25 protein-coding genes and 1 pseudogene are annotated in these 24,538 nt (G+C 45.3%); 13 read left to right on the top strand and 13 right to left on the bottom strand.

Annotated features, from left to right (window positions below; all coding sequences use genetic code 11):
• Positions 1-128: 128 nt before the first annotated feature.
• The 3 genes from JMX98_RS11715 to JMX98_RS11705 form a co-directional block, all read right to left on the bottom strand.
• Positions 129-644, bottom strand: coding sequence for a hypothetical protein (locus JMX98_RS11715; RefSeq protein ID WP_201586822.1), 516 nt, complete (start codon positions 642-644; stop codon positions 129-131).
• Positions 645-809: 165 nt separating this feature from the next.
• Positions 810-1,250, bottom strand: coding sequence for a hypothetical protein (locus JMX98_RS11710; protein WP_201586821.1), 441 nt, complete (start codon positions 1,248-1,250; stop codon positions 810-812).
• Positions 1,251-1,253: 3 nt separating this feature from the next.
• On the bottom strand, positions 1,254-2,309 hold the full coding sequence (locus tag JMX98_RS11705; RefSeq protein WP_201586820.1) for a PAAR-like domain-containing protein: 1,056 nt from the start codon (positions 2,307-2,309) through the stop codon (positions 1,254-1,256).
• A 265-nt stretch (positions 2,310-2,574) separates the two neighbouring features.
• Here JMX98_RS11705 and JMX98_RS11700 point away from each other — a divergent pair.
• The 3 genes and pseudogenes from JMX98_RS11700 to JMX98_RS11690 all read left to right on the top strand — a co-directional run bounded on the left by JMX98_RS11700 (position 2,575) and on the right by JMX98_RS11690 (position 4,926).
• Positions 2,575-3,218: pseudogene (locus JMX98_RS11700) on the top strand (recombinase family protein).
• A 207-nt stretch (positions 3,219-3,425) separates the two neighbouring features.
• Positions 3,426-3,929 (top strand): hypothetical protein, encoded by a 504-nt coding sequence (locus JMX98_RS11695; RefSeq protein ID WP_201586819.1) that lies wholly within the window; start codon positions 3,426-3,428, stop codon positions 3,927-3,929.
• A 115-nt stretch (positions 3,930-4,044) separates the two neighbouring features.
• Positions 4,045-4,926: an IS982 family transposase gene (locus tag JMX98_RS11690; RefSeq protein ID WP_201586818.1), complete on the top strand. Its 882-nt coding sequence runs from the start codon at positions 4,045-4,047 to the stop codon at positions 4,924-4,926.
• A 58-nt stretch (positions 4,927-4,984) separates the two neighbouring features.
• Here JMX98_RS11690 and JMX98_RS11685 read toward each other — a convergent pair whose 3' ends face one another.
• Positions 4,985-5,734 (bottom strand): YebC/PmpR family DNA-binding transcriptional regulator, encoded by a 750-nt coding sequence (locus JMX98_RS11685; protein ID WP_201586816.1) that lies wholly within the window; start codon positions 5,732-5,734, stop codon positions 4,985-4,987.
• 333 nt (positions 5,735-6,067) lie between these two features.
• Here JMX98_RS11685 and JMX98_RS11680 point away from each other — a divergent pair, with 333 nt between their 5' ends.
• Both JMX98_RS11680 and JMX98_RS11675 read left to right on the top strand, forming a co-directional pair.
• A complete protein-coding gene (locus JMX98_RS11680) occupies positions 6,068-6,898 on the top strand; it encodes an ion transporter (protein ID WP_201586813.1) in 831 nt (276 codons plus the stop codon).
• 139 nt (positions 6,899-7,037) lie between these two features.
• Complete coding sequence (locus tag JMX98_RS11675; protein ID WP_201586812.1) at positions 7,038-8,114, top strand: RNA-guided endonuclease InsQ/TnpB family protein; 1,077 nt, start codon at positions 7,038-7,040, stop codon at positions 8,112-8,114.
• 16 nt (positions 8,115-8,130) lie between these two features.
• On the opposite strand, the gene JMX98_RS11670 is transcribed toward JMX98_RS11675, so the two are convergent.
• Positions 8,131-9,441 (bottom strand): ABC1 kinase family protein, encoded by a 1,311-nt coding sequence (locus JMX98_RS11670; protein WP_201586810.1) that lies wholly within the window; start codon positions 9,439-9,441, stop codon positions 8,131-8,133.
• 140 nt (positions 9,442-9,581) lie between these two features.
• Positions 9,582-10,109 carry a type II 3-dehydroquinate dehydratase gene (aroQ, locus tag JMX98_RS11665; protein ID WP_201586808.1) on the bottom strand — a complete coding sequence of 176 codons (528 nt, stop codon included), beginning with the start codon at positions 10,107-10,109 and terminating at the stop codon, positions 9,582-9,584.
• 339 nt (positions 10,110-10,448) lie between these two features.
• Here aroQ and JMX98_RS11660 point away from each other — a divergent pair, with 339 nt between their 5' ends.
• The 3 genes from JMX98_RS11660 (at position 10,449) to JMX98_RS11650 (ending at position 13,639) form a co-directional block, all read left to right on the top strand.
• On the top strand, positions 10,449-10,664 hold the full coding sequence (locus JMX98_RS11660) for a cold-shock protein (protein WP_058024053.1): 216 nt from the start codon (positions 10,449-10,451) through the stop codon (positions 10,662-10,664).
• Between the two features lie 264 nt (positions 10,665-10,928).
• Positions 10,929-12,083: a DEAD/DEAH box helicase gene (locus tag JMX98_RS11655; protein WP_201586806.1), complete on the top strand. Its 1,155-nt coding sequence runs from the start codon at positions 10,929-10,931 to the stop codon at positions 12,081-12,083.
• 479 nt (positions 12,084-12,562) lie between these two features.
• Positions 12,563-13,639, top strand: a complete 1,077-nt coding sequence (locus tag JMX98_RS11650) for an RNA-guided endonuclease InsQ/TnpB family protein (RefSeq protein WP_201586800.1) — start codon at positions 12,563-12,565, stop codon at positions 13,637-13,639.
• 48 nt (positions 13,640-13,687) lie between these two features.
• On the opposite strand, the gene JMX98_RS11645 is transcribed toward JMX98_RS11650, so the two are convergent.
• From JMX98_RS11645 to ilvA, 7 genes are all read right to left on the bottom strand, one after another.
• A complete protein-coding gene (locus JMX98_RS11645; RefSeq protein ID WP_201586799.1) occupies positions 13,688-14,566 on the bottom strand; it encodes a sulfite exporter TauE/SafE family protein in 879 nt (292 codons plus the stop codon).
• Positions 14,567-14,678: 112 nt separating this feature from the next.
• Complete coding sequence (gene ccoS, locus JMX98_RS11640) at positions 14,679-14,924, bottom strand: cbb3-type cytochrome oxidase assembly protein CcoS (protein WP_201586798.1); 246 nt, start codon at positions 14,922-14,924, stop codon at positions 14,679-14,681.
• A gap of 220 nt (positions 14,925-15,144) precedes the next feature.
• A complete protein-coding gene (locus JMX98_RS11635) occupies positions 15,145-15,981 on the bottom strand; it encodes a YdcF family protein (protein WP_227680158.1) in 837 nt (278 codons plus the stop codon).
• Positions 15,947-17,092 (bottom strand): UDP-N-acetylmuramate dehydrogenase, encoded by a 1,146-nt coding sequence (gene murB / locus JMX98_RS11630; RefSeq protein WP_201586793.1) that lies wholly within the window; start codon positions 17,090-17,092, stop codon positions 15,947-15,949. Before murB ends, JMX98_RS11635 begins: the two co-directional genes overlap by 35 nt.
• 109 nt (positions 17,093-17,201) lie before the next feature.
• Positions 17,202-17,699, bottom strand: coding sequence for a low molecular weight protein-tyrosine-phosphatase (locus JMX98_RS11625; RefSeq protein WP_201586788.1), 498 nt, complete (start codon positions 17,697-17,699; stop codon positions 17,202-17,204).
• A gap of 206 nt (positions 17,700-17,905) precedes the next feature.
• Positions 17,906-18,349 (bottom strand): RNA-binding S4 domain-containing protein, encoded by a 444-nt coding sequence (locus tag JMX98_RS11620; protein ID WP_201586786.1) that lies wholly within the window; start codon positions 18,347-18,349, stop codon positions 17,906-17,908.
• A gap of 405 nt (positions 18,350-18,754) precedes the next feature.
• Entirely contained in the window at positions 18,755-20,308 is a 1,554-nt protein-coding gene (gene ilvA, locus JMX98_RS11615) for a threonine ammonia-lyase, biosynthetic (RefSeq protein WP_201586784.1), read from the bottom strand.
• Positions 20,309-20,564: 256 nt separating this feature from the next.
• On the opposite strand from ilvA, the gene JMX98_RS11610 reads away from it, so the two are divergent.
• The 5 genes from JMX98_RS11610 (at position 20,565) to rpiA (ending at position 24,370) form a co-directional block, all read left to right on the top strand.
• Positions 20,565-20,927 carry an ArsR/SmtB family transcription factor gene (locus JMX98_RS11610; protein WP_201586783.1) on the top strand — a complete coding sequence of 121 codons (363 nt, stop codon included), beginning with the start codon at positions 20,565-20,567 and terminating at the stop codon, positions 20,925-20,927.
• A gap of 60 nt (positions 20,928-20,987) precedes the next feature.
• Positions 20,988-21,398, top strand: coding sequence for an arsenate reductase (glutaredoxin) (gene arsC / locus JMX98_RS11605; RefSeq protein WP_201586782.1), 411 nt, complete (start codon positions 20,988-20,990; stop codon positions 21,396-21,398).
• Positions 21,382-22,140, top strand: a complete 759-nt coding sequence (arsH, locus tag JMX98_RS11600) for an arsenical resistance protein ArsH (RefSeq protein WP_201586781.1) — start codon at positions 21,382-21,384, stop codon at positions 22,138-22,140. Before arsC ends, arsH begins: the two co-directional genes overlap by 17 nt.
• A gap of 106 nt (positions 22,141-22,246) precedes the next feature.
• Positions 22,247-23,557, top strand: a complete 1,311-nt coding sequence (locus tag JMX98_RS11595) for an arsenic transporter (RefSeq protein WP_201586778.1) — start codon at positions 22,247-22,249, stop codon at positions 23,555-23,557.
• Between the two features lie 153 nt (positions 23,558-23,710).
• On the top strand, positions 23,711-24,370 hold the full coding sequence (gene rpiA, locus JMX98_RS11590) for a ribose-5-phosphate isomerase RpiA (protein ID WP_075100924.1): 660 nt from the start codon (positions 23,711-23,713) through the stop codon (positions 24,368-24,370).
• Positions 24,371-24,538 lie beyond the last annotated feature (168 nt).

The raw sequence follows: 24,538 nt of genomic DNA, 5'->3' as shown, positions 1-24,538 counted from the left end.
GCCAAGTGGACGATGCCGATTCGTAATTGGGGACAGACGATGATGCAGCTGTCTATCTATTTCCCTGGTCGATTAGATTCGGTGATGCGCCTTTAATTTAGTTGACACAGAGTTTTGAACGCCCTCAATTACTTAGGTAGAAAAGGATATTTAAACTCTTTCTGGAAGCTTATAATAAGTTCCTTTTTATCATCTAGCCCCCCAATTGAAACTAGTAAATCTTGTTCGTTTAAAGGTGAATAGACTATTTGTTCTAATTCAGGATTATCAGAATTTAAACATACTGTTTCTCCATTTTTTAAAATAAAATACTTCTTATTTAAAGGCTTGATGCTTATTATCTTAGAATATTCATCGTCTGCGTTCAAATCTAAGAGATCAAGATCTGTCATTTTTATATGCTTCAAATCTGTATGATTATCCATAATAGTGGCAGAGTCAAATAGTGGTGTGAAACACAGATCCCCCTTACTATTATTAGATATCTCAACGTCTCCTTCAATAGGAGGGCCATGTGCAGGGTTATTGCAACCAGACAAAATAATTGTCAATAATAAAATACTTAATGCTATTGAAGGAGGAATAAAGACAATTTCTAATCTGCTTAAAGTTTTTGTTTTTCTTGTCCATTTGGGGAAATGCATCTAAAAATCCTTCAGTTTATTTATGGTAGTCTTTATTTTTAAAGTTATTTTCCTACAACTATTCTATAAGGGCAGATTTCATATAATGGAAACTCACCATCAAGTCCCCATGGCAAAAACTCTTCGTCATAATAACCGCATATTATGCAACTATGTAATTCTCTATTAACCATCAAACCAATCAATATTAGAACGATAGAAAAGCTCGGCAAACATAAGCTTTTCATCTTCAATACCTGATGATATGAATTTTTGAATCAATTGTGGTTCAATACCCTCACCTTCATATACTTTATTAACTTGATCTCGAACCCTTTTTTCAGTATCACAGTAGATGGTTAATATATTTTTTTTATTCTCAATAAAAATCTCTGGAAACGTGTTAGTCGATATCATATTTCTTATGCTACTCATAATATTTATCAATTCAAAAGTATTTTGAGGGTATTGCATCCAAACCTCACAGCAATCTATCAGCATAGGGTAGCCTTGCTCATAGCTAATACCATGGACATGTTTATCGTCAAAGTCGGATATATACCATTCGTCTAATTCTTTGAAGTTCTCAGTGGATAATAGGAATTTTATCAATTCTTCTTTAAACATGGATTAGTCCTTGAGTGGTGGGTTCTTATATTTAAAGTCAACGTTTTTTCCTGTATTAGTGTTATGCGCATAATGCACTTCTACTTTTCCTTTAGAGGTTTTAACAACCTGTGAGCGTTTAACCCATCCATCTTTTGTATGTAAACCGTTCTTAGTATCGCTCATCTTAATACCTCTTAAGGTTTTGCCTTGAGGGTTAGATTTAATCTCATTCATTGCCATTCTTTCTGTCACATTCGATGCTTGCGTTCTACCTGTTGAAACGTGCTTATGACCAGTCACTTTATGAAAAGTTCTAACTGAACCTCTAGTTGCTGTCTTAGTTATCGCTTGAACGCTTTTACTAGCTTGAGAGGCTGAGCTTGCGCCAGTAGAAGATAATACTGCCATTCCAGCTACTTGACCCGCTTTTGTACTTACTTTATTAGGATCAGGAGCGCCAAAAAGAACATCTGATACGCCAAACGTCCACATTTGATTAAACCCTGCTGCCGTATTTCCAGCTGCATCTATTTTATCCCTTGATATCCCCGTAAAGTCGCTTATATCCTGATTAGAGGGACCGATACCAGAAAGAAGACCTCCTTCCGAATCCGCCAAAAGCCCACCGTCTGCTAAAGCTTGCTCAGTGGACTTATCAGCCCATTGCGCCATGATTTGCTCAGCCTGAGCGGCATCTACCGTGACATACTTCCCTTTGACATTGCCGTTGTTCATCGTGCAAGTGTCACCTTCTCTTATCAACGCCTTGCCTTCGATAAATATCGTGCTAGATCCTGAGGTGGGTTTGACCTCACCCCCTACAGTACCCGATCTAACACCGCCCCCTCTACCCGCTGCATCACCGAAGCATTTGGGCTGAGTGGTTTGATCCAGCAGATAAGCAGGCTGACCGTTGAAAAAGGTATGTTCGGCTGTCGCCTCTGCATTATCGATAAATGAGTACAAGGTATAACCAGCAACAGCATCTTTTTTATGTGAAGTATAATTGAATGAGGGTCCAGTACTAATTGCCATGAGTACCGTATCTTTAGAACCTGCTGATGGTATCTTAGTCATTATTTATATTCCCTCATAGAACTAAGCTCTGTTTTTAAACTGGTTTAAGCGTTGCTATTACGCTGTGTAAGCCCAACTTTTGTATAATAATACGGTGTCTGCTTCGTAGACGCAATTACGGTTATGGTATCTAATCAGCATTCAAGCAGATTTATAGCGGTATACCCTAGAGGAACCACTCCAATAGACCTAAGAAATCGTTAATAGACCACTTAAAATAGACTGCTATAATGGAACCATTTATAACAGACTATTTTAGGTGTTTATGTTTATCAGAGCGTATCTACGAGCGTCAACCAAAGAAAACAAGATGCCAAGCGTGCTAAAAGTGAACTCATAGCGTTTGCTGGAGAGCATGGCCATAAGATAGCCGCCTTCTATATTGAGAGTGAGTCAGGGGCTACGCTAGAGCGACCAAAGCTGATGCAGCTTATAGATGATGCTCATGATGGTGACGTGATTTTGGTTGAGCAGATAGACCGCTTAGCAAGGCTCAATCCATCCAACTGGGATACCCTCAAGCAAAAGCTGTCAGCCAAACGCGTCTCTGTGGTCTCAAAAGAGTTGCCAACCTCCTACATGGCTCTGCAGCAAGCAAATAGCTCTGAGTTTATGGATAGTGTTTTGCAAGCTATTAATTCGATGCTGCTTGATATGTTAGCTGCCATTGCTAGAAAAGATTATGAGGATCGTCGCAACCGTCAGATGCAAGGTATTGCACGCGCTAAAGCTCAAGGCAAATATAAAGGCCGTAGGAAGGATACTAAGAAGCGTAAAATCGTCGTAAGCCTATTAAAAGCGGGGCACAGTTACTCTGAGATACAAGTGATGGCTAAGTGTTCGCGTCAGTTGATTGCTGATGTTGCCAAGGAATTAAGGCCAAATATGGGTACACCAAATATGCTGTAAAACAATCAAAAAACCCCACACTATTAAACAATAATCTAGTATCATGTAGCGTTAACGTTTGGGAACCCTCGATCTAGAAATTAAATACAGGACGTTGTTATGCTGTAAAACAATCAAAAAACCCCACACTATTAAACAATAATCTATTATCATGTAGCGTTAACGTTTGGGAACCCTCGATCTAGAAATTAAATACAGGACGTTGTTATGAAAAAATCGATTACTGGCCTTGCTGTTTTAGGGATTAGTTTATTAAGTAGTCAAGTCAGCGCTGATGCCACATTGTATGAAAACAAATACCCTGATGAAGTACCTTACATAGACGTTTACTCTTATGCCGAATTTGGTAAAGCAGAAAAACCTAATGCCGAAATGACAAAAATTTGGGAAAGCTCACCTGAGATCAAAAATGAGGCGTACTATACGAGTCCGCATACGATTATTAAAGAAAATGGCAAAGTAAAATATGCATTAGCTCACGTTAGAGGTGCTGGTTATGCCTTTCCCAGTGAAGAATTTGAAGACCTAGTCTTCCTTAACTGTCAAAACCCTCGCAATTCATATATTGAAAGAGGTGACAACGAGCGTATCAGTTTAAAAGATTCTATGGCAATTGGTGGTAAATATGGGCCTGGACTTGGCGATGAAGGTTGGACTGATCATATTCCTCGTGAGGCAGTAGGTGTGCTGTTCAATACTTACTGTAAGTAAGAGGATAGCTCTTTAACCCCAGTTCGGGATAAGCGCTCAAAAAAAGATAAAAAAAGAAGCCCAAAATTGCTAAAGTAAGTTTACCAAGACCACTTAAGCAATAAGGACTTCTTACATGGACAACCTAACCGAACTATACTGCCATATTGACGACTTTTATCAGCAATTCAAACCTGAGTTTGACGCTCACTTAATCGCAACGGGCAGTCAGAGGCTAAGATCCTGCCAGATAAGTATAGCAGAAATAATGACGGTCTTGATACTGTTTCATCAATTACGTTATCGACAGTTTAAGGCGTTTTACTATCATCACATGCTCGGCATGATGAAACGGGCGTTTCCAAATCTGCCGAGCTACTCGCGATTTATAGAGCTTGTGCCGCGTAGTATCATGCCTTTATGTGCCTACTTGCAAAGCATGATGGGCGACTGCACGGGTATCAGCTACATTGATTCCACTAAGATAGCGGTTTGTCATAACAAGCGTATTTACCGTCATAAAGTCTTTGAAGGACTTGCAACCCGAGGTAAAAGTAGCATGGGTTGGTTTTACGGCTTTAAGCTGCACGCCATTATCAATCATAAGGGCGAGCTGGTCTCCGTCAAAGTCACTGCGGGTAATACCTATGACAGAGCGCCTGTTAAGGATATGGCAACCCCTTTGTTTGGTAAGCTATTCGGTGATAGAGGCTACATCAGTAAAGCACTGAACGAGTGGCTCACAAAACACAGTGATACTAGGCTGATAACGAAACTTCGGCGTAATATGAAACCGCAAGTACTCAAGCCGATAGATGAGGCGCTACTCAATCATCGCTCTTTGGTTGAGACGGTGTTTGGGGAGCTGAAAAACTTGTGTCAGATTGAGCATTCACGCCATCGTAGTGTCACCGGTTTTATTACAAACTTGCTGTCAGGTTTGATTGCTTATTGCTGGTTTCCCTATAAACCCACCATCAAAAATATGCCTCAGCAAGGGCAGGTGGCTACATTGTAAATAGTATCAATGAGTTACAATGTGGCTTATCCCGAACTGGGGTTAGTTATTAAGCTGGCTATCCTTCAAGCTGTGCCATGACGTCAGCGGAGAAGCTCACATTACTATAGACTTCTTGGACGTCGTCGATGTCTTCGAGCATGTCGATCATTTTCATGACCTTTTCGGCATCTTCGACGTTATCTATCTCAGCGGTGGTAGAGGGTGACATGGTCACTTCTGCATTGTCAGAGACCAAACCTGCGGCATTGAGCGCGTCTTTGACTTGACCAAAGCTTTCCCACTCGGTAATGACCATCAAGCTCTCGCCATTATTTTCGATATCTAAGGCACCAGCATCCAGCGCCGCCATCATGACTTCGTCCTCTAAGCTTGTATCATTAAAGGTAATCTCGCCGCGCTTGGTAAACAGATAAGCCACTGAGCCTGAGGTACCAAGATTGCCATCATGTTTGGTAAAAGCATGACGGACTTCGCTGACGGTTCGATTGAGGTTGTCGGTCATGGTCTCGACCAATACTGCCACGCCGCCGACGCCATAGCCTTCGTAGCTGACTTCTTCCATGTTTTCGTTATCGCCGCCGCCTGTGCCGCGATCGACAGCGCGATTGATGGTATCGCGGGTCATGTTCACCGATAGACCCTTTTCGATAGCGGCACGTAAGCGAGGGTTTTTATCAGGATCAGGGTCACCTTGTTTGGCCGCTGAGACGATCTCCCGAATCACTTTGGTGAATACCTTGCCTCTTACCGCATCCTGACGAGCTTTACGGTGTTTGATGTTTGCCCATTTTGAATGGCCTGCCATATGACATCCTTAAGTTTTGCGTGTTATTGGTTGAGCGAAAAAACGGTGAATAACAACCATTTATTACTACATCATCTGTTTTTATTATATGATTGGTCTGTCTATTCAAGGTAGTAGAACTACTGGCACATGAACGATTTGTATGTCGTTGATAGTGCTTTTTTGTTACACTGTGGCAACTTATAGATTGTATTGATTGCTATAAGTGAGCAATATTATAAACCAGTTTTGTGTCTTTTGACCAACTTGCCCTTATCCTGCGTATTTTAATTCATTGGCAGCCTGTCGCCTTTGGGTTGATAGCGCTACTGACTCTATGATGTTACTGACTCTATGAAGCAACCAACCGCTGAAGCCATTACCCATTTGCGTAACCGCATTCATATTATTATCGAAGGGACTGATACCCGTTTGGGTAAGCTGTTTGATATTGTGTTGTTGATTGCGATTTTGGCGAGTGTGGCGGTGGTCATGCTCGACAGTGTGCTCTATATGCGCTTGCAGTATGGCATATTGTTTTCGTACGCAGAGTGGTTTTTTACCATTTTGTTCACCATTGAGTATGCGCTGAGATTGTTTTCAGCGCCCAATCGTTTGCGCTATGCTTTTAGTTTTTTTGGTATTGTCGATTTATTGTCGGTGTTGCCAAGCTATCTAAGCTTGATGTTTGTCGGCGTCCAGTATCTGCTGGTGATACGTGTGTTGCGTATCTTACGTGTGTTTCGTGTCCTCAAGCTCAAAGCCTATATGCAGCAAGCGGGGTTTTTGGCCTCAGCGCTGCGCACCAGCCAACAAAAGATCACTGTGTTTTTCTTATCTTTGGTACTGTTGGTGACGATTTTCGGCTCGATCATTTATGTGGTCGAGGGGCCAGAGAATGGTTTTACCAGTATTCCGCTGTCCATCTATTGGGCGGTTGTCACCATGACCACGGTCGGCTATGGTGATATGTCGCCTAAAACGCCGCTGGGTCAAGCCATTGCAACCATGGTCATGATTACAGGTTACTCTATTATTGCTGTGCCGACAGGGATTTTTACCTCGGAGCTGGCGCGTAATATGCGCCCGCAGCTCAACCCTGTGACCTGTCCAAACTGTGGTAAGTTTGGGCATGCAGTCGGTGCCGACTTTTGTGATCGCTGCGGGCATGCGCTGCACATTTAGGGCGGGGAGGATGTCAAAGCTTTATCATCTAACGCCTGATATCCACGTCCTTCTAGGGCGTGAATATCAGGCGTCAGTCATTGTCGCCCAGTATGGCGAACCCCTTGATACCCAGCTGCATTGAGATCATAATTAATCCATGAAAACGCTCAAGCTACGCATCAAAGACAAACATACTGCTCAGCTCAATATCTTGGCTGGGGCGGTCAACTTTGTCTGGAATTACGTCAATGAGCTTAGTTTTAAACACCTTAAGCGTACAGGCAAATTCTTTTCAGCTTATGATTTGGCCGCTTATACCAAAGGCAGTGGCGAGTATTTAAACTTGCACAGCCAAACCTTGCAAGCGATTAGTGAGGTTCACGCTAAATCCCGTAAACAGTTTAAAAAAGCCAAACTCAACTGGCGTACCAACAACCCAAAAGCTAAGAGAAGAAGCTTAGGCTGGATTCCTTTTAAAAAGACCGCGATTAAGCATATCAGTACGCGCCAAAGCGGTAAAAAGTCTTTAAAAAGCACCCTGCAATTTAGCTTAGCTAACCGTCAAAAGCTCACAATAGACCTATGGGATAGCTATAATCTCTCGCTCTACAACATCAACACTTGCGAATTGGTACAAGACAATCGCGGCCATTGGTATGCCTGTATCACCGTTAAAGAATTTCCAAAGATTAAGTGTGGTACTGGCCAAGTCGGTATTGATCTAGGCTGTAAGGATTCAGCAGTCAGTAGTGATGGTGATCAGTTACAAATCAAAGTCACCCATCAATATGCTGAAAAACTGGCCATTGCCCAAAGAGCTAAAAACAAAAAGCGGGTCAAAGCCATTCACGCCAAGATTAAAAACACCCGCCAAGACTTGATCCATAAATTCACATCAAAGCTTGTTAAGGCCAACAACTTAATCGTTGTTGGTCAAATCAAATCAACATCATTCACTTCATCCAAACTGGCCAAATCCGTCTATGACGCTGGTTGGTTTGAAATAAAGCGGCAACTGGATTACAAATGCGCGAACGCAGGTTGCCACTATATCGAAGTCAATGAAGCGTACAGCACCCAAACCTGCTCGTGTTTCGGCTCTCGCCAAGACAGTCCAAAAGGTAGATCTGGTCTTGGTATAAGAGCATGGTTTTGTCGTTCTTGTAAAACGACCCATAACAGAGATGTTAATGGAGCAAAAAACATTCTCGCGGTCGGGCTTGGCCGTCTTTAGTAGGAATCCCCTCACTTTAGGGAGGGAAGGAAGTCAAATAGTCATCGACGAGCGGTGATAAGTCGATAATCACGCCTAGGTTGACCAAGTTCCAATATTGGCCAGATACCGTTCGGTCCAGCATCATGGTCATCGCAGACGGCTGAAACTGACCAAAATACTTTAAGGAAGTGCGCATCTGTGTGATGACTTCATGATGTACTTGACTGTTGCCAAAATCAAAAGCGCCTTTATGATAAGGCGAAATGGATAAAGGTTTTAGCCCGATAGACAGCCACGTTTCATAAAACTCACCTGGGATGTGTTTGTCATCATCGCGGCGGATATCTAGGGCGATTAAGTCTTGCTCAAGCGCGGTGACATCACCTTTGATGGCATGCTGGGCAAAGCGCTTAAACAGCTGCACCTCACTGTCACTATAGCTACGAATGCCGCCAAAATCATAGGCGATGACGCTACCATCTTCCCGAAAGGCAAAGTTGCCAGGATGTGGGTCGCAGTGCATACGGTATAATTCAAACAGTTGGCCTGCGGTAAAATGAAACAAACGCTTGGCGATTTTTTGCTTGATATCATTATCCCATGTTGCCGCGACACTGAGCGTCTCGCCCATCTCTTCTGTCAGTGTCAAGATTCGCTTGGTTGAGTGGCTGCTGATGACCTTGGGAATAATAATACCCGTATCCTCTGCATGAAACGCCCCAAACACGCGCAGATTGTGTGCTTCTTTAATATAGTCTAGCTCATCGTGCAGGCTTTGGCGTATTTCATGAAACAGCTGCTCTTGCAACTGTTTGCTCATATTGAGTACGCCGGCGATTTTAAGCGCCATACGCACTTGTTTGAGGTCACTGTCGCAGTTTTCATCGACATTGGGGTATTGAACCTTGACGACGACTCTCTGACCTGATTTCAAGGTTGCTTTATGGACTTGCCCGATGGAAGCGGCAGCAAACGGCGTCTCTTCGAATTCACTAAATAATTCTGCTACTGGTACTTTTAGCTCGCGCTCAACCTGGGCGCGTATCTGAGTATATGGCATCGGCGGCGCGTCTTTTTGGAGTTTTTCTAGCGCCGTTGCTACCTCAGGTGGAAACACGTCTTTATATTGCGAGGCGATTTGTCCCACTTTCATCACCGCACCTTTCATCTCACCCAAGGTCTCAGCGATTTGAATCCCCACATCTTGCATCAGCTCTGAGCGGGCTTGCAGGCGCTTTTCTTCATCGCTTGATAGGTGTTTAAATGAGTTTTTAGCGGCTTTACCGGCGATGCTTGCTGTCATACCAGCAAGCTTCATAAAGCGTTTTCCGGAGGTTTTTGCCATTCATATCACCTTGTAGTGGATTGTGTTCTCATCTGTTATTTTATTATTTTAATCAAGTGATTGCTGTTTGACTAGTGTGCCAAAAGTAACCTTGTATGACGACTTTTTTAGCGAGCGCGTAAAACGCAGGCGTCTTTTAGTCATTGGCTGACCAAATAGGTATGGGTCAACCAGTAGTCAAGGGCCATCTGATACCCTTGCTGTCCCAAACCGCAGATCACACCCACCGCGATATCGCTTAAGTAAGAATGCTGGCGAAAAGGCTCACGCGCATGGATATTGGATAAATGTACCTCGATAAAGGGCTTTTGGGTGGCCAATAGTGCATCACGTAGGGCAACGGAGGTATGGGTAAAGGCGGCAGGGTTGATGATGATCGCATCAACTTGCGCCGCTGGATCGGCAAGCAGTCCGTAGTGCTGGATATCGTCCACGAGTTGGCCTTCGTGGTTGGATTGGATGCATATCAGTTCAACGCCATGCTCGGCGGCACGAGCGATCAAACGTTTTTCAATCTCTGCCAGTGTGGTGTGCCCATATATTTCAGGCTCACGTTTGCCGAGTAAGTTTAGATTGACGCCGTTGACCAGCAATAATTTATAAGAAAGCGTGTTTGAGCGATTGGCCTCAAGAGAGTGGACGGCGGCGACAGAAGAAGTGGTGGACATAGTGGTCTCTTTAGTTATCAAATCGGTTAATCATACCAGCTTAGGTCGCGGACGATAAAAAAATTACGGCAAAAATGTCTCTTATTGGCAAAAAGCAAGTTAAAAGTCTTTATGTTGCTAAAAACCCGTGCTATGATATTTTTTATGCAACAATTCTTGCAAGTTTGTTGCTATTGCCGTTTGTTACTATCGATAGGATAAGCCTACTCAAAGGCTGAGCTTAAAGATAGTGGTTAGAACAGTACTCTTAAGTTTTTGATTTCACAATCTTAGACCCCGTTTATATGCAATGTTGCAAAGGAAGTTGGGGCTAAGCGGACTTTTTTAGGAAGTAATATTATGTCAGCTCGTGAGCAAGGTATCGTTAAGTGGTTTAATGACTCAAAAGGCTTTGGTTTCATTCAACGTGACAGCGGAGAAGACATTTTTGTCCATTTCCGTGCGATTCAAGGTGATGGCTATCGTTCTTTAAAAGATGGCGAAAAGGTTGAGTTCAGTGTGGTAGAAGGTGAAAAAGGCCTTCAGGCTGAAGAAGTCAGAAAACTAGAAGAGTAATCTATCCAGTCATTACGGCGGTTTCGCTATAATGTCTGTACAAACTACTGATATACTACTGAGTCAAGCCCGTCTGGTCTTACCTATGCTAAAAAAATCGGCATGGGTAAGATACGATGTCGGGCTTGGCTTTTTTTGTGCTTACGCGATGCACTGTATATGGGCTGTCAAATATAGGGCTTTAAGAAGATGGCGAGTGAGTCATTCATCAGCGATTAGCATCTGATTATTTATAATAAGTGATTTGTCTAAAAGGATATTTTTTTGAGTAATTTTAAGAAGTTTACGGATTTACCGTTATCAAATCCGACCCTACGTGCCGTCAGTGATTTGGGTTTTACCGAGCTGACACCCATTCAAGCAAAGATACTGCCGCATACTTTGGCCAATCAAGACGCAATCGGCCAAGCCCAAACAGGGACAGGGAAGACGGCCACGTTTTTATTGACCATTATGGAAGCGTTGTTAAAACGGCCTTTTGCTAGTGACGAAGCGCGTTATTTGGGAGAGCCACGTGCGGTAGTGATGGCACCGACGCGCGAGCTTGCTCAGCAGATATTTGATGACTGTATTGCCTTTACCAAATACACCTCACTGCATAGCGTCTGTATCATGGGTGGCACCAATTACGAAACCCAGCAGCATGAGCTTGAGCGTCAGTACGTGGATATTTTGGTAGCGACGCCAGGGCGTCTGATTGATCTTGCCAATAAAGGCATGGTGTTTTTGGATCGCGTTGAGGTGTTGGTGCTCGATGAAGCAGACCGTATGCTGGATATGGGGTTTATCCCTGACATCAAGCGGTTGGTCGGGCGCATGCCTGCCAATACTGATCGTCAGAGTCTTCTTTTTTCCGCGACCTTCAACCAAGATGTGATGAACTTGGCGTATCGCTGGCTGCATGAGCCGCAATTCGTTGAGATCGAGCCTGAGCACAAAACCAGTGAGCTGGTCGATCAGCACTTTTATCTATTGACAGAAGATCAAAAGCTGGCGGCCTTGCAGCGCATTATTAGTGATAGCGATGTCGAAAAAGTTATCGTATTTGCCAATCGTAAAGACCAAGTCAAACGCCTCTATCATAAGCTGCGCCAATCTCATAAAGTCGTCATGCTATCGGGTGATGTGATTCAGCAAAAACGCGAGAAGTATTTGCAGCGTTTTAAAGACGGTCATGCTGCTATTTTGGTCGCCACAGACGTCGCAGGTCGCGGGATTCATGTCGATGATATCAGCCATGTGGTCAACTATACTTTGCCTGATCAACCAGATGATTATGTACACCGTATTGGCCGTACTGGCCGTGCTGGACAGACAGGCATTAGTATTAGCTTTGTCAGCGAAGATGATGCGTTCAATATCCCAGCATTAGAAAAGCATCTGGATACAAAATTTGCGTTAGAGCAGTGGCAAGAGTAGGGCGGTATTTGTTGTCTAGACTCGGGCGTGCCCTTATTTCTAACTCATTTATAGTCAATTCTCAATAAAACAGATACATTATATGTCAACGTGGAACTGGTATAAATTTTCCTTGCGTGCTGTGCCTGCGCTGCTCGATGCTGCATAAAATTTATCCCAGTCCCACTGTATCGTTTTTATACTGAACTCACTATAGATGGCTATCGATTGCATTGAGGACACGCCCTAGCAATTAAATTGAGGATACGCCCTCATACAAAAAGCCCTTAATCTCAGTGGTGAGGTTAAGGGCTTTTGGCTAAAGTGTCTTAGTAAAATACGATGATGTCGAAATCAAGACGCGTCTTAGCTGTCGATACTTTTATCATCTAACGCCGTAAAACCACGTCCTTCTAGGGCATGGATATCAGGCGTCAGCCGTTGTCGCCCAGTATGGTGAACCCCTTGATACCTAAACCCATTGAGATCATAATTACTCCATGAAAACGCTCAAGCTACGCATCAAAGACAAACATGCCACTCAGCTTAATATCTTGGCTGGGTCAGTTAATTTTGTCTGGAATTACGTCAATGAATTAAGTTTTAAACATTTACAGCGCACAGGCAAATTCTTTTCAGCCTATGATTTGGCCGCTTACACTAAAGGGGCGGGTGAATACCTGAGTTTGCACAGCCAAACCCTACAAGCCATCTCTGAAACCCATGCCAAGGCTCGTAAACAATTCAAAAAAGCCAAACTCAACTGGCGCACCAACAACCCAAAGGCCAAGAGAAGAAGTTTGGGCTGGATTCCTTTTAAAAACACAGCCATTAAGCACTTAGCAACCCGTCAATCAGGCAAGAAAAGCCTTAAATCCAACATTCAGCTAAGCCTTGCTAAGGGTAAAAAGCTGACCATTGATCTGTGGGATAGCTATAACCTAGCCCTGTACAACATCAACACTTGCGAATTAGTACAAGACAATCGTGGTCACTGGTACGCCTGTGTCACCGTTAAAGACTTTCCAAAGATTAAGTGTGGTACTGGCCAAGTCGGTGTTGATTTAGGCTGTAAGGATTCAGCGGTCAGTAGTAATGGCGATGTTCTAACCATTAAGCTAACCCATCAATATGCTGAAAAACTGGCCAGCGCCCAAAGAGCCAAGAATAAAAAACGGGTCAAAACCATTCACGCCAAGATTAAAAACACCCGCCGAGATTTGATTCATAGATTCACATCAAAGCTTGTTAAGGCCAACAGCCTAATCGTTGTTGGAAAGATTAAATCAACATCATTCACTTCATCCAAACTGGCCAAATCCGTCTATGATGCTGGTTGGTTTGAGATTAAGCGGCAACTGGATTATAAATGCAAGCATGCAGGTTGCCACTATATCGAAGTCAATGAAGCGTACAGCACCCAAACCTGCTCGTGTTGCGGCTCTCGCCAAGACAGTCCGAAAGGTAGATCAGGTCTTGGTATAAGAGAATGGTTTTGTCGTTCTTGTAAAACGACCCATAACAGAGATGTTAATGGAGCAAAAAACATTCTCGCGGTCGGGCTTGGCCGTCTTTAGTAGGAATCCCATCCGTTTAGGGAGGGGAGGAAGTCAAATGTATGATGTCTACGAAGACGGCTCATGGTGCGCATGATGACTCATGGCATCATCACTCATATCATGCATACTATGATCGACTGTGCTATCCATTGCTGGCGTCATGTCATGATCCATTTGGCTCATATCATGATGGGCTGGGCTGTCTGCATCAGACATCATCGCCGAGTGACTACCATGATCCATTTGCCCATGGCCACCGCCGTGTCCACCGTGCATATTTGCCATGACCATAGGGATAGCAACGACAGCCAAGCCAGACAGCACCATGATTGCGCCATTGAGCTGTCTTAGATGAAAGCGGCCAATTTTTTCACGTAACCAGCCGACCGTCTCATGGGTGGCGACCAGCATCGGCACCGTGCCAAGACCAAAAACAAACATCAACGCTGCACCGCCCAAAGGATTGTGAGCCACCACCGCCATGAGTAGGGCACCATATACCAAACCGCAAGGCAAAAACCCCCAAAGTAGACCAGCTGTCAATGCACGTGGAAAGGTATTTAGGGGAAAGACCTTTTGGCGTAGCGGGCTGAGGTATTGCCAAAAGCGCATACCAAAGCGCTCAAGCTTATTCAAAAAAGGCGCGCCAAGCATGGTCACACCCACAAAGACCAACACTGCGCCCAGTAAAATACGTGGCAAGCTATTGCCTTTCATGAGTGGCTCTAATACCGTCGTACCGATAAATCCTGCCAGCAGACCTAACAGTGCATAACTGCTCAGGCGGCCAAAATGATAAGTAAAGACAAGAGCGCGGCGCTTGGCTGGGCTAATATCTTTCATCGACAGTCCAAAAGCAGTCACCAGTCCGCCGCACATACCCAAGCAATGCGGTGAGCCAAAAAATCCCATTAGTAATGCCGCAACAAGTAACGCTGTGGTCATAGGGTAACTCCTAAAAATAGTAAAAAGTTGGTCTAATGATATGACAGGGCTGATCGTCAAATAACACCATATCAAAGGACTACCAGCCGTGTATGACTAACGCCTTAATTGTTCAAAGTTTATCGCGCTCTTGTGGTTGCACCGATAAGCTATCTGAATCATCAGTCTGCTGATGGGTAGTGGCGCGCTCATGAGTCTGCATGGTTTGGCGGCGCTCTTGCCGATCATCTAAAATGATGCGCTGAGAGGCATTGTCTAAATCCTCAAATTGATTGGATTTGACCGCATAACGCACCGCCCAAATGGCAACCACAAACAGCATCAGGCTTAATGGAATTAATAAAAATATACTGAGCATGGTAGATCTCTTTTTTAGCAGTTTCTGCTCTTATTATACACTCATTACTGCTACTAATGGCTGGGCAGCTGCCAACTAATCAGCAAGTATGGTCGAATCCAAACAAATTAAATATTCAGAGATTGGTTGCTTAAAGCTTGGATACATCGCTATCAAGTCATCCAATGAAAAGTGGTATCGTTTTTATACTGTAAATGGCATGGCCGCGACCATATGAATGCTATTCTTCTTCTATGGTTTGGTTGTCTATGGTTTGTTCTGCTTTGGGCGTTGTCTTGGCCACATTGCCTCTAGGCGTCAGTAGTTGCTGCTCGCTTACATCATTGGCGTGGCGACAATCCATCTGAGGCCTTATCACATCGCGCAAGTAGGCGGCTACTTCATACACTGCACGGCGTGAGTGCGTTAAATTCTGCGCAGGTTTGTGCCAGTCGCGTCTTACCGGCAAAGGGGCGATCAGTGGGGTGCTGTTGATACCATTTAGGGCAAATTGTCTGCGCGCACGCGCCATATGATAGCTATCGGTAATCAGATACACGTGATGCAGCGGGATACGCTTGGCGGTAAAGCGCGCGTTTTCGCAGGTGTTCATGCTGGCATTTTCACTGATCAGGCCGTCAATACCATGCTCGATGAGCCATTGACCAAGCCAAGGCGCTTCTGCCCCGCTTAACACAATAGGTAAGGGTAAGTCATGATAGGCCGTTGCAGCCGTTCGGGCACGATTGAGACTGTAGCTGTTGAGAATGATTTGATTGTTATGATCATTGGTCAAGCCGCCTCCCAATACCACATAAGCGGTCGGCGGTGAGCTCATGGCAGCTGATGGCATGTTTGGTAGCGGTAATAAGGAGAGGATATAGACGACGGCTTGAGAAAATAAAGGGGTAAATAAGCTAATCAGTAGCAAAATGATGGACGTGGTGCCCAATAAAAAAGTGATATTAATAATGCGAAGCAGCTTTAGCAAACGCTCAGCCATGCGCAGATAATGCCGCCATAAGCGTATCGACCATGATGGTTTAGGCCGCATGCTCATCGTACCCAATCGAGCCATCGGCGTTTATCCATACTGGCTCACGTGATAAACGTATGGCAAATTTTTCGTATACCACTTGGGCAATATGGTGCTGCGCGGTGGCTACATCATTTTGCGTCGCCTGATAAGGCTGGTGGTTGGTCAACACAAGGGCCTGCTGCTGATGCGTCATGATGGGTGCAATGCCGCCGCCTTTGAGTCCTGCTTGCTCGATTAACCAGCCAGCCGCAACTTTTATCATCGCATCTGGCATGGGGTAGCCGACGATGTCAGGATAGGTGGTTTGCAGCGCTGTAAACTGCGCTTGAGGAATAATAGGGTTTTGGAAAAAACTGCCACAGTTGGGTAGCTGTTTTGGGTTGGGCAGTTTTTGCTGGCGAATATCGATGATCGCTTGCATCACATGCGCTGGGGTGAGGTGCTGATACCCTTGCGCATCGGCATAACGCTGCGCTACTGTCTGTACATCGCCATAGTTGGCCTGTACTTGGGTTTCATGAAGATGCAAGCGAAAGGCCACGCGGCTGATGAGCCAAGTATTGGGCGTGCGCTTAAAGATACTATCGCGATAGCCAAATTGACACTGTGCCGCTGACAGCTGCTGCCATGTTTGAGTAGGCAGATGATAGGCGCGGACATATAACAAATGGTCTTCGAGCTGTACGCCGTAAGCACCGATGTTTTGTACAGGAGCCGCCCCTGTTAGACCAGGAATCAAGGCTAGGTTTTCAAGACCGTACCAGCCCTGATGGACGGTATAAGTCACAAGGTCATGCCAGTTCTCGCCCGCCATGACCTCGATATCGATATAACTGTCTGTCTGCGCGACCACGTTGATACCGCGTATCATGGGCTGCAAGACAACGGCATCTAGCTTGGCAGGCAGTAACACGTTACTGCCACCTGAGAGGATTAAGAGAGGGCGCTCTTTAATGGCCGCTGTCTTATCTACCATCAATGCGTCAATCTGCGCTTCGTCATGCAAGGTGATGACTGTATCAGCGCTACAGGTTAAGGCCATGGTGTTATGATGAGACAAATCGACGGCATGACGCAGTAGGGCGTCCGCTGGCGAGTGAGTCTGAGTCGCTAAGTGAGCATTTCGCTCAAGACGTGAAACTAAGGTCATAACGTAGCCTATATGGCAGATAAAGAACAAATAATACGGGGGTTATTTAGTACGGGGGTTATTATAAAGGATACCACTCATAAAAGTAGCAAAAATATGGACCTTATCGCTAGCATGTTTTCCAGCTTTCAATCCAAGCTTGTGCACTTGATTCAATGCGTTTTATGACTTCCTCAAAGTCCTCAGCATCGCCATGATAAGGATCTGGCACATCATCGCCGCCGTAAGTGGGGTCTTCTTCACTAAACAAAGCCAGTTTTGCTAAGGTCTCTTCAGGCTCATCTATCCCGTCCTTTATCGCTTGCAAATCCGCTAGATTTTGAGTGTCCATAGCCAAAATTAAGTCAAACTGACGAAAATCATCGGCAGTCACTTGCCGAGCCACTAATTTACTAATGTTATAGCCGTTGAGTTTGGCATGACGCTGCGCGCGCGTATCAGGAGCGTGACCGATATGCCAATCGCCGGTTCCGGCTGAGTCTATCTTGATATCTAGACCAGCTATAGCAGCCTGTTGACGAAAAATCTCTTCGGCCGTGGGCGATCGACAAATATTTCCCAAGCAAACCAATAACACAGAAGATGGGGTACAGGCTTTTATCAGCATACTATGACCTTTTATAACAAAAAAACATGCCATTAAGACCAGCATAGGGGATGCGGCTTATTAGCATGTCAGTGATTAAATAGTCCCTAGCCTAACGGTTAATACATGAAATGGCAAGGGCGAAGAACACGGTGGCATCTGTGATATTCACAGCACGTTTACCAAGAATATCTAAAGTAGGTAGTCCTTGATGTTTCGGGTTTCGATCATGAGTGTTGTTTGTTTTTAAAGCGCTGCAAATCACGACGCTCTTTTTTGTTGGGTTTATTATCAGGACGGGCAAGGTTGGCAAGCTTACGCTGCTCGGCATAGTATGCTCGGCGTTTTTCGCTCTCCTCGGTCTCTGAATATAGCATCTGTGCCGTCGAGGCGTTGCCGCGCTGAGCACTTAGCGCCTCGACGATGACGGTTTTTTCGGTCATGGCAGTGGCGGAGCCTTGACGAATCTGCAACTCGTCACCGACGGCAATCTCTTTACTGGTCTTTACACGGCTGCCAGCATAATGCACACGCCCGCTCTCAATCGCTTCTTTGGCGAGCGAGCGTGTACGATAAAAGCGCGCCGCCCATAGCCATTTATCGATACGCATGCGTGCCATATCTGACTGGCTATGACTTGGTTGATTATGGTTTTTATTGTGTTTGCTCATCAAAACCTCATAGATATCAATAAACTATGATCATAAATGGTGCTTTTTTTATAAATTAAAAGAGCAACTTAGTCTGAGGGTGCAATCGATAACGCCCTAATTGGTCAATCTAATAAAGGATACCATCAGCAGATCATAGCACAGTACAGGATAAAAAACGGCTCGTCTTAATAAAGACAAGCCGTTGAGAGTTATACTGTGCCATAAAGTATTGGTCGTCTAAGCTATAGTTAGCTGAATGTAAAACTGTTATGGATTTAAACGCGCTACTGGTATAAATTTTACTTGCGTGCTGCGTTCCCAGAGGCTGCGCAAAATTCATCCCAGTAGCGCTATGACATTTTTAGAGTGTATCGACTATGTGTAAACTAAGCTATGTAAACAATGGCGATTGACACATCCTGCTTATTTTAAAAACAACTGATAGGCGATATTATCATTAATCATAGTGCACTCGTAGCCGATATCTAGCAGGGCGTCTTGCAGTTGACGCGAGTTGCTCATCGAGGCCTGCAGACCGACCAATACGCGACCCTCAGCGGCGCCATGATTGCGATAATGAAATAAGGTAATATTAAAATCATCGCCAAGTTTTTCTAAGAAAGTCAGCAACGCGCCAGGACGCTCGGGAAATACCACTTTTAGTAGCTGCTCGTTTTCGACATGAGCATGGCCACCAATGAGATGGCGGATGTGTGATTTGGCGATGTCGTCGTCGGTCAAATCGTGAGCGGTATAGCCATCATCTGCCAGCTGTTTGCTGATGGTGTGTCGCTCTTTTTCGCCCTCTTTTAGGGCGATACCGACGAAGATTGAGGCAGGCTCCATCGAGTCTGGTGATTTTTGACTATCGGCGCGGTAGTTGAATTCAGTAATATTACGCCCTTGCAAGCTGCGACAGAAGTTTAAGAAAGCGCCAGTCTGCTCAGGAATGGTCACACCAAAGATGGCTTCTTTTTTCTCGCCGATTTCGGTGCGCTCAGCGATATAACGCAGGCGGTCAAAGTTCATGTTGGCACCGCAGATGATGCCGACGCAGTTTTTACCTTGCAAGTCATGCGCTTTGATATATTTTTTCATACCAGCGACCGACAGAGCACCGGCTGGCTCAACGATACTACGGTTTTCTTCAAAGACATCTTTGACCGCTGCGCAGACTTCATCGTTAGTACAAGTCACGACTTCTGGCTCGACGATAGGCCCAGAGCCATCGCTTTTTTGTGTGCGTACCACATCAAAGGGCAGCTCACCAATTTGCGCCACCGCCACGCCATCGACAAACAGACCAACTTGCTCAAGCTTAACGCGCTCATTGGCTTCTAAAGCAGCTTTGAGTGATGCCGATTGTTCCGCTTCTACAGCGATGACTTTGACATGCGGCGCAACTTCACCTAAAAACGCGGCAACCCCTGAGACTAAGCCGCCGCCGCCAACCGCCACAAACACATAATCCATGTTGCGCCACTGCTGGGTGAGCTCAAGCCCGATGGTGCCTTGACCAGCAATCACCAGCTCATCATCATAAGGCGGGATAAAGGTCAGGCCCTCAGCCTCGGCGCGGTTGATCGCGTAGCGGTTGGCCTCGTCGAAGCTGTCGCCGTGCAGATCGACATTGCCCCCAAGTGCTCTCACCGCATTGACTTTAATGTCTGGCGTAGTGGTGGGCATGACAATGATGTTATTAAGATTAAGTGTTTTCGCAGAGTAAGCAACCCCTTGCGCATGGTTGCCTGCTGATGCACAAATGACGCCGCGCGCTTTTTGCTCATCGGACAGCTGACTGATGCGATTATAAGCGCCGCGCAATTTAAAGGATTTGACAGGCTGCAGGTCTTCGCGTTTAAAGCGAATATCATTAGCAAAACGTTGGGTCAGCTTGGGAGCTGCTTCTAGTGGCGTTTGAATAGCAACGTCATAGACGGTGGCTTGCAAGATGGCGCGTACCCAGTGTGATAGCATAATGACCCCTAAAAATTGTGGATAAAAAGTATAGATAACAATAAAAACGAAATAGATTAGCCTATGCTGATTTTACCTATCTTGCAAGACACAATTGCAGTTTTGTGGTGATTTCATACTGAACTGGGCAGGAGTGAGTGTTTGGCGATTAAAAGGTAGTCAGCTTGTTTGGGTATCTGATAGAACAGGGCGGTAATCTGACTGGGTATAAACGAAACTTATTGCATTATTCTGATATGTCTGTATTATTGGACATATGGAAATAAATAACGCTATTGCAAGCTTTGCCGCACTGTCTCAAGACACGCGTCTAAAAGCCTTTAAACTACTGGTCAGTCAGGAGCCTGACGGCCTACCTGCAGGTGAAATAGCCCGTCAGCTACGTGTGCCGCATAACACCATGTCCGCGCATTTAGCCGTGCTGGCGCGAGCAGGGTGGGTAGTGTCAAAACGCCAAAGTCGGCAAATTATCTATCGCGCGTCGTTGTCGCATATGGAGGCGGTCGTGCAGTTTTTATTGCAAGACTGCTGCGCGGGACATCCAGAGCTGTGTGCTTCGCTCATAGATAGCTTAAGCGGCTGTGAGGCTGCCAAATCTAATAAAAAAGACAGTCTGTAAAGCACACCCTAATAACTAGATTCAAAAAATAACTAGATTCAAAAAATAGGTGAAATCGCTATGAAACCCTTGATTTTTCACAACCCCAACTGCGGTACTTCTCGCAATACGCTTGCCATCATAAAGGCGTCAGGTGAGCAGCCAGAAGTGGTGGAGTATCTAAAAAACCCGCCGAGCCGTGACGAGTTGATTGCGCTATTGGCAAAGATGGATATCTCGCCAAGAGAGCTGTTACGTAGCAAAGAAGCCATCAATGATGAGCTGGGCTTAGACAATCCTGAGCTATCTGATGACCATATTATCGATGCGATGATCGCGCACCCTATCTTAATCAATCGTCCTATCGTGGTCACGGATAAGGGCGCAGCGTTATGCCGACCTTCAGAGCGGGTGTTTGAATTGTTAGAAAATCCAGTGAGCAGCTTTACTAAAGAAGACGGCGAGACGATTTATCATGACAATAGCCAATAATAATCAGCCTCACGCAGAGGGGTCGTTAAAGTTAGATGACCTGCCTAATATTGATGCCAGTCAATTACAACCGATAGATATTGAGTCATTGATTGCCCCAAATGACCCACGTCATCCGCCAAAGATACTCGTCCTATACGGGTCATTACGTGAGCGCTCGTTTTCGCGGTTGGCGGCTGAAGAAGCAAGTCGGCTGCTGCGTTGGTATGGCTGCGAGGTGCGGATGTTTAATCCGTCAGGGTTGCCGCTACCAGATGATGCTGACAGCAATCACCCAAAGGTGCAAGAGCTGCGCGAGCTGGCGCAGTGGTCAGAGGGCATGCTGTGGGTGAGTCCAGAGCGTCACGGCAGCATCACCAGCATTATGAAAGCACAAATTGATTGGATACCGCTTGCACTGGGCGGCGTACGCCCAACTCAAGGCAAAACCTTGGCAGTGATGCAAGTGAGCGGTGGCAGTCAAAGCTTTAATACCGTCAATCAGCTGCGCATTCTGGGGCGCTGGATGCGCATGATTACTATCCCCAATCAATCATCGATTCCAAAGGCTTTTTTAGAATTTAACGACGATAACCGCATGGATATGTCGCCCTTATATCTGCGTCTCGTTGATGTCTGTGAGGAGCTAGTGAAGTTCACTTGGCTCACTCGTGGACGCTTGGCCTATCTGACCGATAGGTACTCTGAGCGGGTGGAAAGTGCTGAGGAAGTATCACAGCGCGTCAATCAAAAGTCGATTTAGTCTTTTATAGATTCAATCGGCTAAACCAAATAGCTCAACAAAATCGGTTAAAACAAGCCGGTTAAACCAATTCGGTTAAAAAAGCCAGCTCAAATAAGGTTGTACCATGCTCGCATTCATTATCTTTATCGTGACTTTGGTTTTGGTGATATGGCAGCCTAAAGGTTTGGGCATTGGTTGGAGCGCGCTGGGAGGAGCTTTGGTCGCCTTGGCTTTTGGTGTGGTGCAGTTATCTGATGTCGGTATTGTATGGGACATCGTTTGGGATGCGACTTTTACCTTCGTGGCGCTAATTATCATCTCGCTTATCTTAGATAGAGCGGGATTTTTTGGTTGGGCGGCGCTCCATGTGGCGAGACTGGGCAATGGGCAGGGACGGCTGTTGTTTCCCATGATTGTGATACTGGGCGCGTTTATCTCCGCGTTTTTTGCCAATGATGGCGCTGCATTACTTCTAACACCGATTGTCATCGCTATCTTGCTCCGGCTTAAGTTTTCACCGCCGTCGGCATTGGCTTTTATCATAGCGACGGGCTTTATCGCTGATACCGCAAGTTTGCCGTTAGTGACTTCTAATCTGGTTAATATCGTTAGTGCCAATTATTTTGATATCGGCTTTGGACGTTATGCGGCGGTCATGGTGCCAGTCAATATTGTCTCTGTCATTGCAACATTAGCAGTGCTGTGGGTAGTCTATGCGCGCCAAATTCCAACACAATATTCCATTGCCAATCTGAGCGCACCTGCATCCGCTATCGAAGATCCACTGGTGTTTAAAGCCGCCTTTCCGCTACTTGCTTTGTTATTGGTTGCTTATTTTGCCACCGAGTCATTAGGTGTGCCCATTTCCCTCGTCACGGGAGCAGCGGCATTGGTATTAATGGCTATTGCAGGCCGCTGGTGGCAGGGCGGGCGAGATGAGGTTGTTTCTGTATCTGACGTCGTACGTAAAGCGCCTTGGCAAATCGTCTTGTTTTCAATCGGTATGTATTTGGTGGTGTATGGCTTGGGTAACGCAGGACTGACGGCTTATGGTGCTCAAATACTCAACTGGTTAGGGCAGCAAGGCAATATCATCGCCACAGTAGGCACGGGATTTCTTTCAGCGATTGTGGCTTCTATCATGAATAACATGCCATCTACCTTAGTAGGCGCGCTGACTATTGATAGCGCGCAAGTACCGGCAGCGACTCGTGAGCTGATGGTTTATGCCAATGTGATTGGCAATGATCTGGGGCCGAAGTTTACGCCCATTGGCAGTCTTGCAACCTTATTATGGCTACATGTCTTAGCAGAAAAGGACTATAAAATCAGCTGGGGGCAGTATATGAAAATCGGCCTGCTAATTACGCCGCCAGTATTATTAGCCACGCTGTTAGCGTTAGTGTTTTGGTTGCCTCATGTCTCTGGGATTTAAAAGGCATTTATATGGGTTATCAATTATGGTAGGAAGTCCTCATTATTAGAATTGGTTTTACGCTGACATATCTAACAAGCATCAGTTATAATATGCGTGCCTTTTAACTTTTTAACGTTTAAGACGATACGTTTATTCTGTCAAGGATTTATGATGAGTGATCAGCAAGCACAAAAGCAAGCCGCAGCCAAAGCTGCTCTAAGTTATATCGAAGATGACATGATACTTGGCGTAGGGACAGGTAGTACGGTGAACTGCCTGATTGAGCTACTGCCGCAGGTCAAGCTTGCTGGCGCCGTTGCCAGCTCACAGGTGACAGAAGACAAATTGCGTGCTTTGGGTATCGAGATTGTCGATCTAAACTTTGCAGGCCAGCTTGATGTCTATATCGATGGTGCTGATGAAGTTAATGCCCATCTGCAACTCATCAAAGGCGGCGGCGGCGCGCTGACGCGTGAAAAAATCGTCGCTGCAGCGTCCAATAAGTTTGTCTGTATGGTTGATGAGAGCAAACGCGTCGATATACTAGGCCGATCGTTTCCTGTACCGATCGAAGTCTTGCCGCAAGCGCGCTCCTATGTGGCACGTCAGCTAGCACAAATGGGCGGTGAGCCAGTCTACCGTGAGGACTTTGTCACTGATTATGGCAATGTCATTCTCGACACTTATGACCTAGATGTCAGCAATCCTATTGCGCTTGAAAAAGAGCTAAATAATATCGTTGGGGTCGTATGTAATGGCATCTTTGCCGCCAATCAAGCCGATGTTTTGCTAAAGGCGAGTAGTAATGGGGTTGAAACGATAACGCGTTAATAGGCGTCATTATTTATCGTTAAACTTTTAACGCTTGAAACTAATACCAAACCCAAAATATATAGTATAATCCACTTATGACTATACCAATACATAACCTAGAAGACCATGACTTTGGCAAACACTCAAAGACTGAGAGTAACCCCAGAGCCCGCCTACGCCTGCTCA

The organism is Psychrobacter sp. HII-4, from assembly GCF_904846595.1.
GTDB classification, from domain to species: domain Bacteria; phylum Pseudomonadota; class Gammaproteobacteria; order Pseudomonadales; family Moraxellaceae; genus Psychrobacter; species Psychrobacter celer.
This window is presented reverse-complemented; position numbering and strand designations above follow the sequence as displayed.

Excerpts from the sequence above, each read along its gene's own strand:
- JMX98_RS11715 (WP_201586822.1), bottom strand. The coding sequence starts at position 644 with ATGCATTTCCCCAAATGGACAAGAAAAACAAAAACTTTAAGCAGATTA.
- JMX98_RS11710 (WP_201586821.1), bottom strand. The coding sequence starts at position 1,250 with ATGTTTAAAGAAGAATTGATAAAATTCCTATTATCCACTGAGAACTTC.
- JMX98_RS11705 (WP_201586820.1), bottom strand. The coding sequence starts at position 2,309 with ATGACTAAGATACCATCAGCAGGTTCTAAAGATACGGTACTCATGGCA.
- JMX98_RS11695 (WP_201586819.1), top strand. The coding sequence starts at position 3,426 with ATGAAAAAATCGATTACTGGCCTTGCTGTTTTAGGGATTAGTTTATTA.
- JMX98_RS11690 (WP_201586818.1), top strand. The coding sequence starts at position 4,045 with ATGGACAACCTAACCGAACTATACTGCCATATTGACGACTTTTATCAG.
- JMX98_RS11685 (WP_201586816.1), bottom strand. The coding sequence starts at position 5,734 with ATGGCAGGCCATTCAAAATGGGCAAACATCAAACACCGTAAAGCTCGT.
- JMX98_RS11680 (WP_201586813.1), top strand. The coding sequence starts at position 6,068 with ATGAAGCAACCAACCGCTGAAGCCATTACCCATTTGCGTAACCGCATT.
- JMX98_RS11675 (WP_201586812.1), top strand. The coding sequence starts at position 7,038 with ATGAAAACGCTCAAGCTACGCATCAAAGACAAACATACTGCTCAGCTC.
- JMX98_RS11670 (WP_201586810.1), bottom strand. The coding sequence starts at position 9,441 with ATGGCAAAAACCTCCGGAAAACGCTTTATGAAGCTTGCTGGTATGACA.
- aroQ (WP_201586808.1), bottom strand. The coding sequence starts at position 10,109 with ATGTCCACCACTTCTTCTGTCGCCGCCGTCCACTCTCTTGAGGCCAAT.
- JMX98_RS11660 (WP_058024053.1), top strand. The coding sequence starts at position 10,449 with ATGTCAGCTCGTGAGCAAGGTATCGTTAAGTGGTTTAATGACTCAAAA.
- JMX98_RS11650 (WP_201586800.1), top strand. The coding sequence starts at position 12,563 with ATGAAAACGCTCAAGCTACGCATCAAAGACAAACATGCCACTCAGCTT.
- JMX98_RS11645 (WP_201586799.1), bottom strand. The coding sequence starts at position 14,566 with ATGACCACAGCGTTACTTGTTGCGGCATTACTAATGGGATTTTTTGGC.
- ccoS (WP_201586798.1), bottom strand. The coding sequence starts at position 14,924 with ATGCTCAGTATATTTTTATTAATTCCATTAAGCCTGATGCTGTTTGTG.
- JMX98_RS11635 (WP_227680158.1), bottom strand. The coding sequence starts at position 15,981 with ATGGCTCGATTGGGTACGATGAGCATGCGGCCTAAACCATCATGGTCG.
- murB (WP_201586793.1), bottom strand. The coding sequence starts at position 17,092 with ATGACCTTAGTTTCACGTCTTGAGCGAAATGCTCACTTAGCGACTCAG.
- JMX98_RS11625 (WP_201586788.1), bottom strand. The coding sequence starts at position 17,699 with ATGCTGATAAAAGCCTGTACCCCATCTTCTGTGTTATTGGTTTGCTTG.
- JMX98_RS11620 (WP_201586786.1), bottom strand. The coding sequence starts at position 18,349 with ATGAGCAAACACAATAAAAACCATAATCAACCAAGTCATAGCCAGTCA.
- ilvA (WP_201586784.1), bottom strand. The coding sequence starts at position 20,308 with ATGCTATCACACTGGGTACGCGCCATCTTGCAAGCCACCGTCTATGAC.
- JMX98_RS11610 (WP_201586783.1), top strand. The coding sequence starts at position 20,565 with ATGGAAATAAATAACGCTATTGCAAGCTTTGCCGCACTGTCTCAAGAC.
- arsC (WP_201586782.1), top strand. The coding sequence starts at position 20,988 with ATGAAACCCTTGATTTTTCACAACCCCAACTGCGGTACTTCTCGCAAT.
- arsH (WP_201586781.1), top strand. The coding sequence starts at position 21,382 with ATGACAATAGCCAATAATAATCAGCCTCACGCAGAGGGGTCGTTAAAG.
- JMX98_RS11595 (WP_201586778.1), top strand. The coding sequence starts at position 22,247 with ATGCTCGCATTCATTATCTTTATCGTGACTTTGGTTTTGGTGATATGG.
- rpiA (WP_075100924.1), top strand. The coding sequence starts at position 23,711 with ATGAGTGATCAGCAAGCACAAAAGCAAGCCGCAGCCAAAGCTGCTCTA.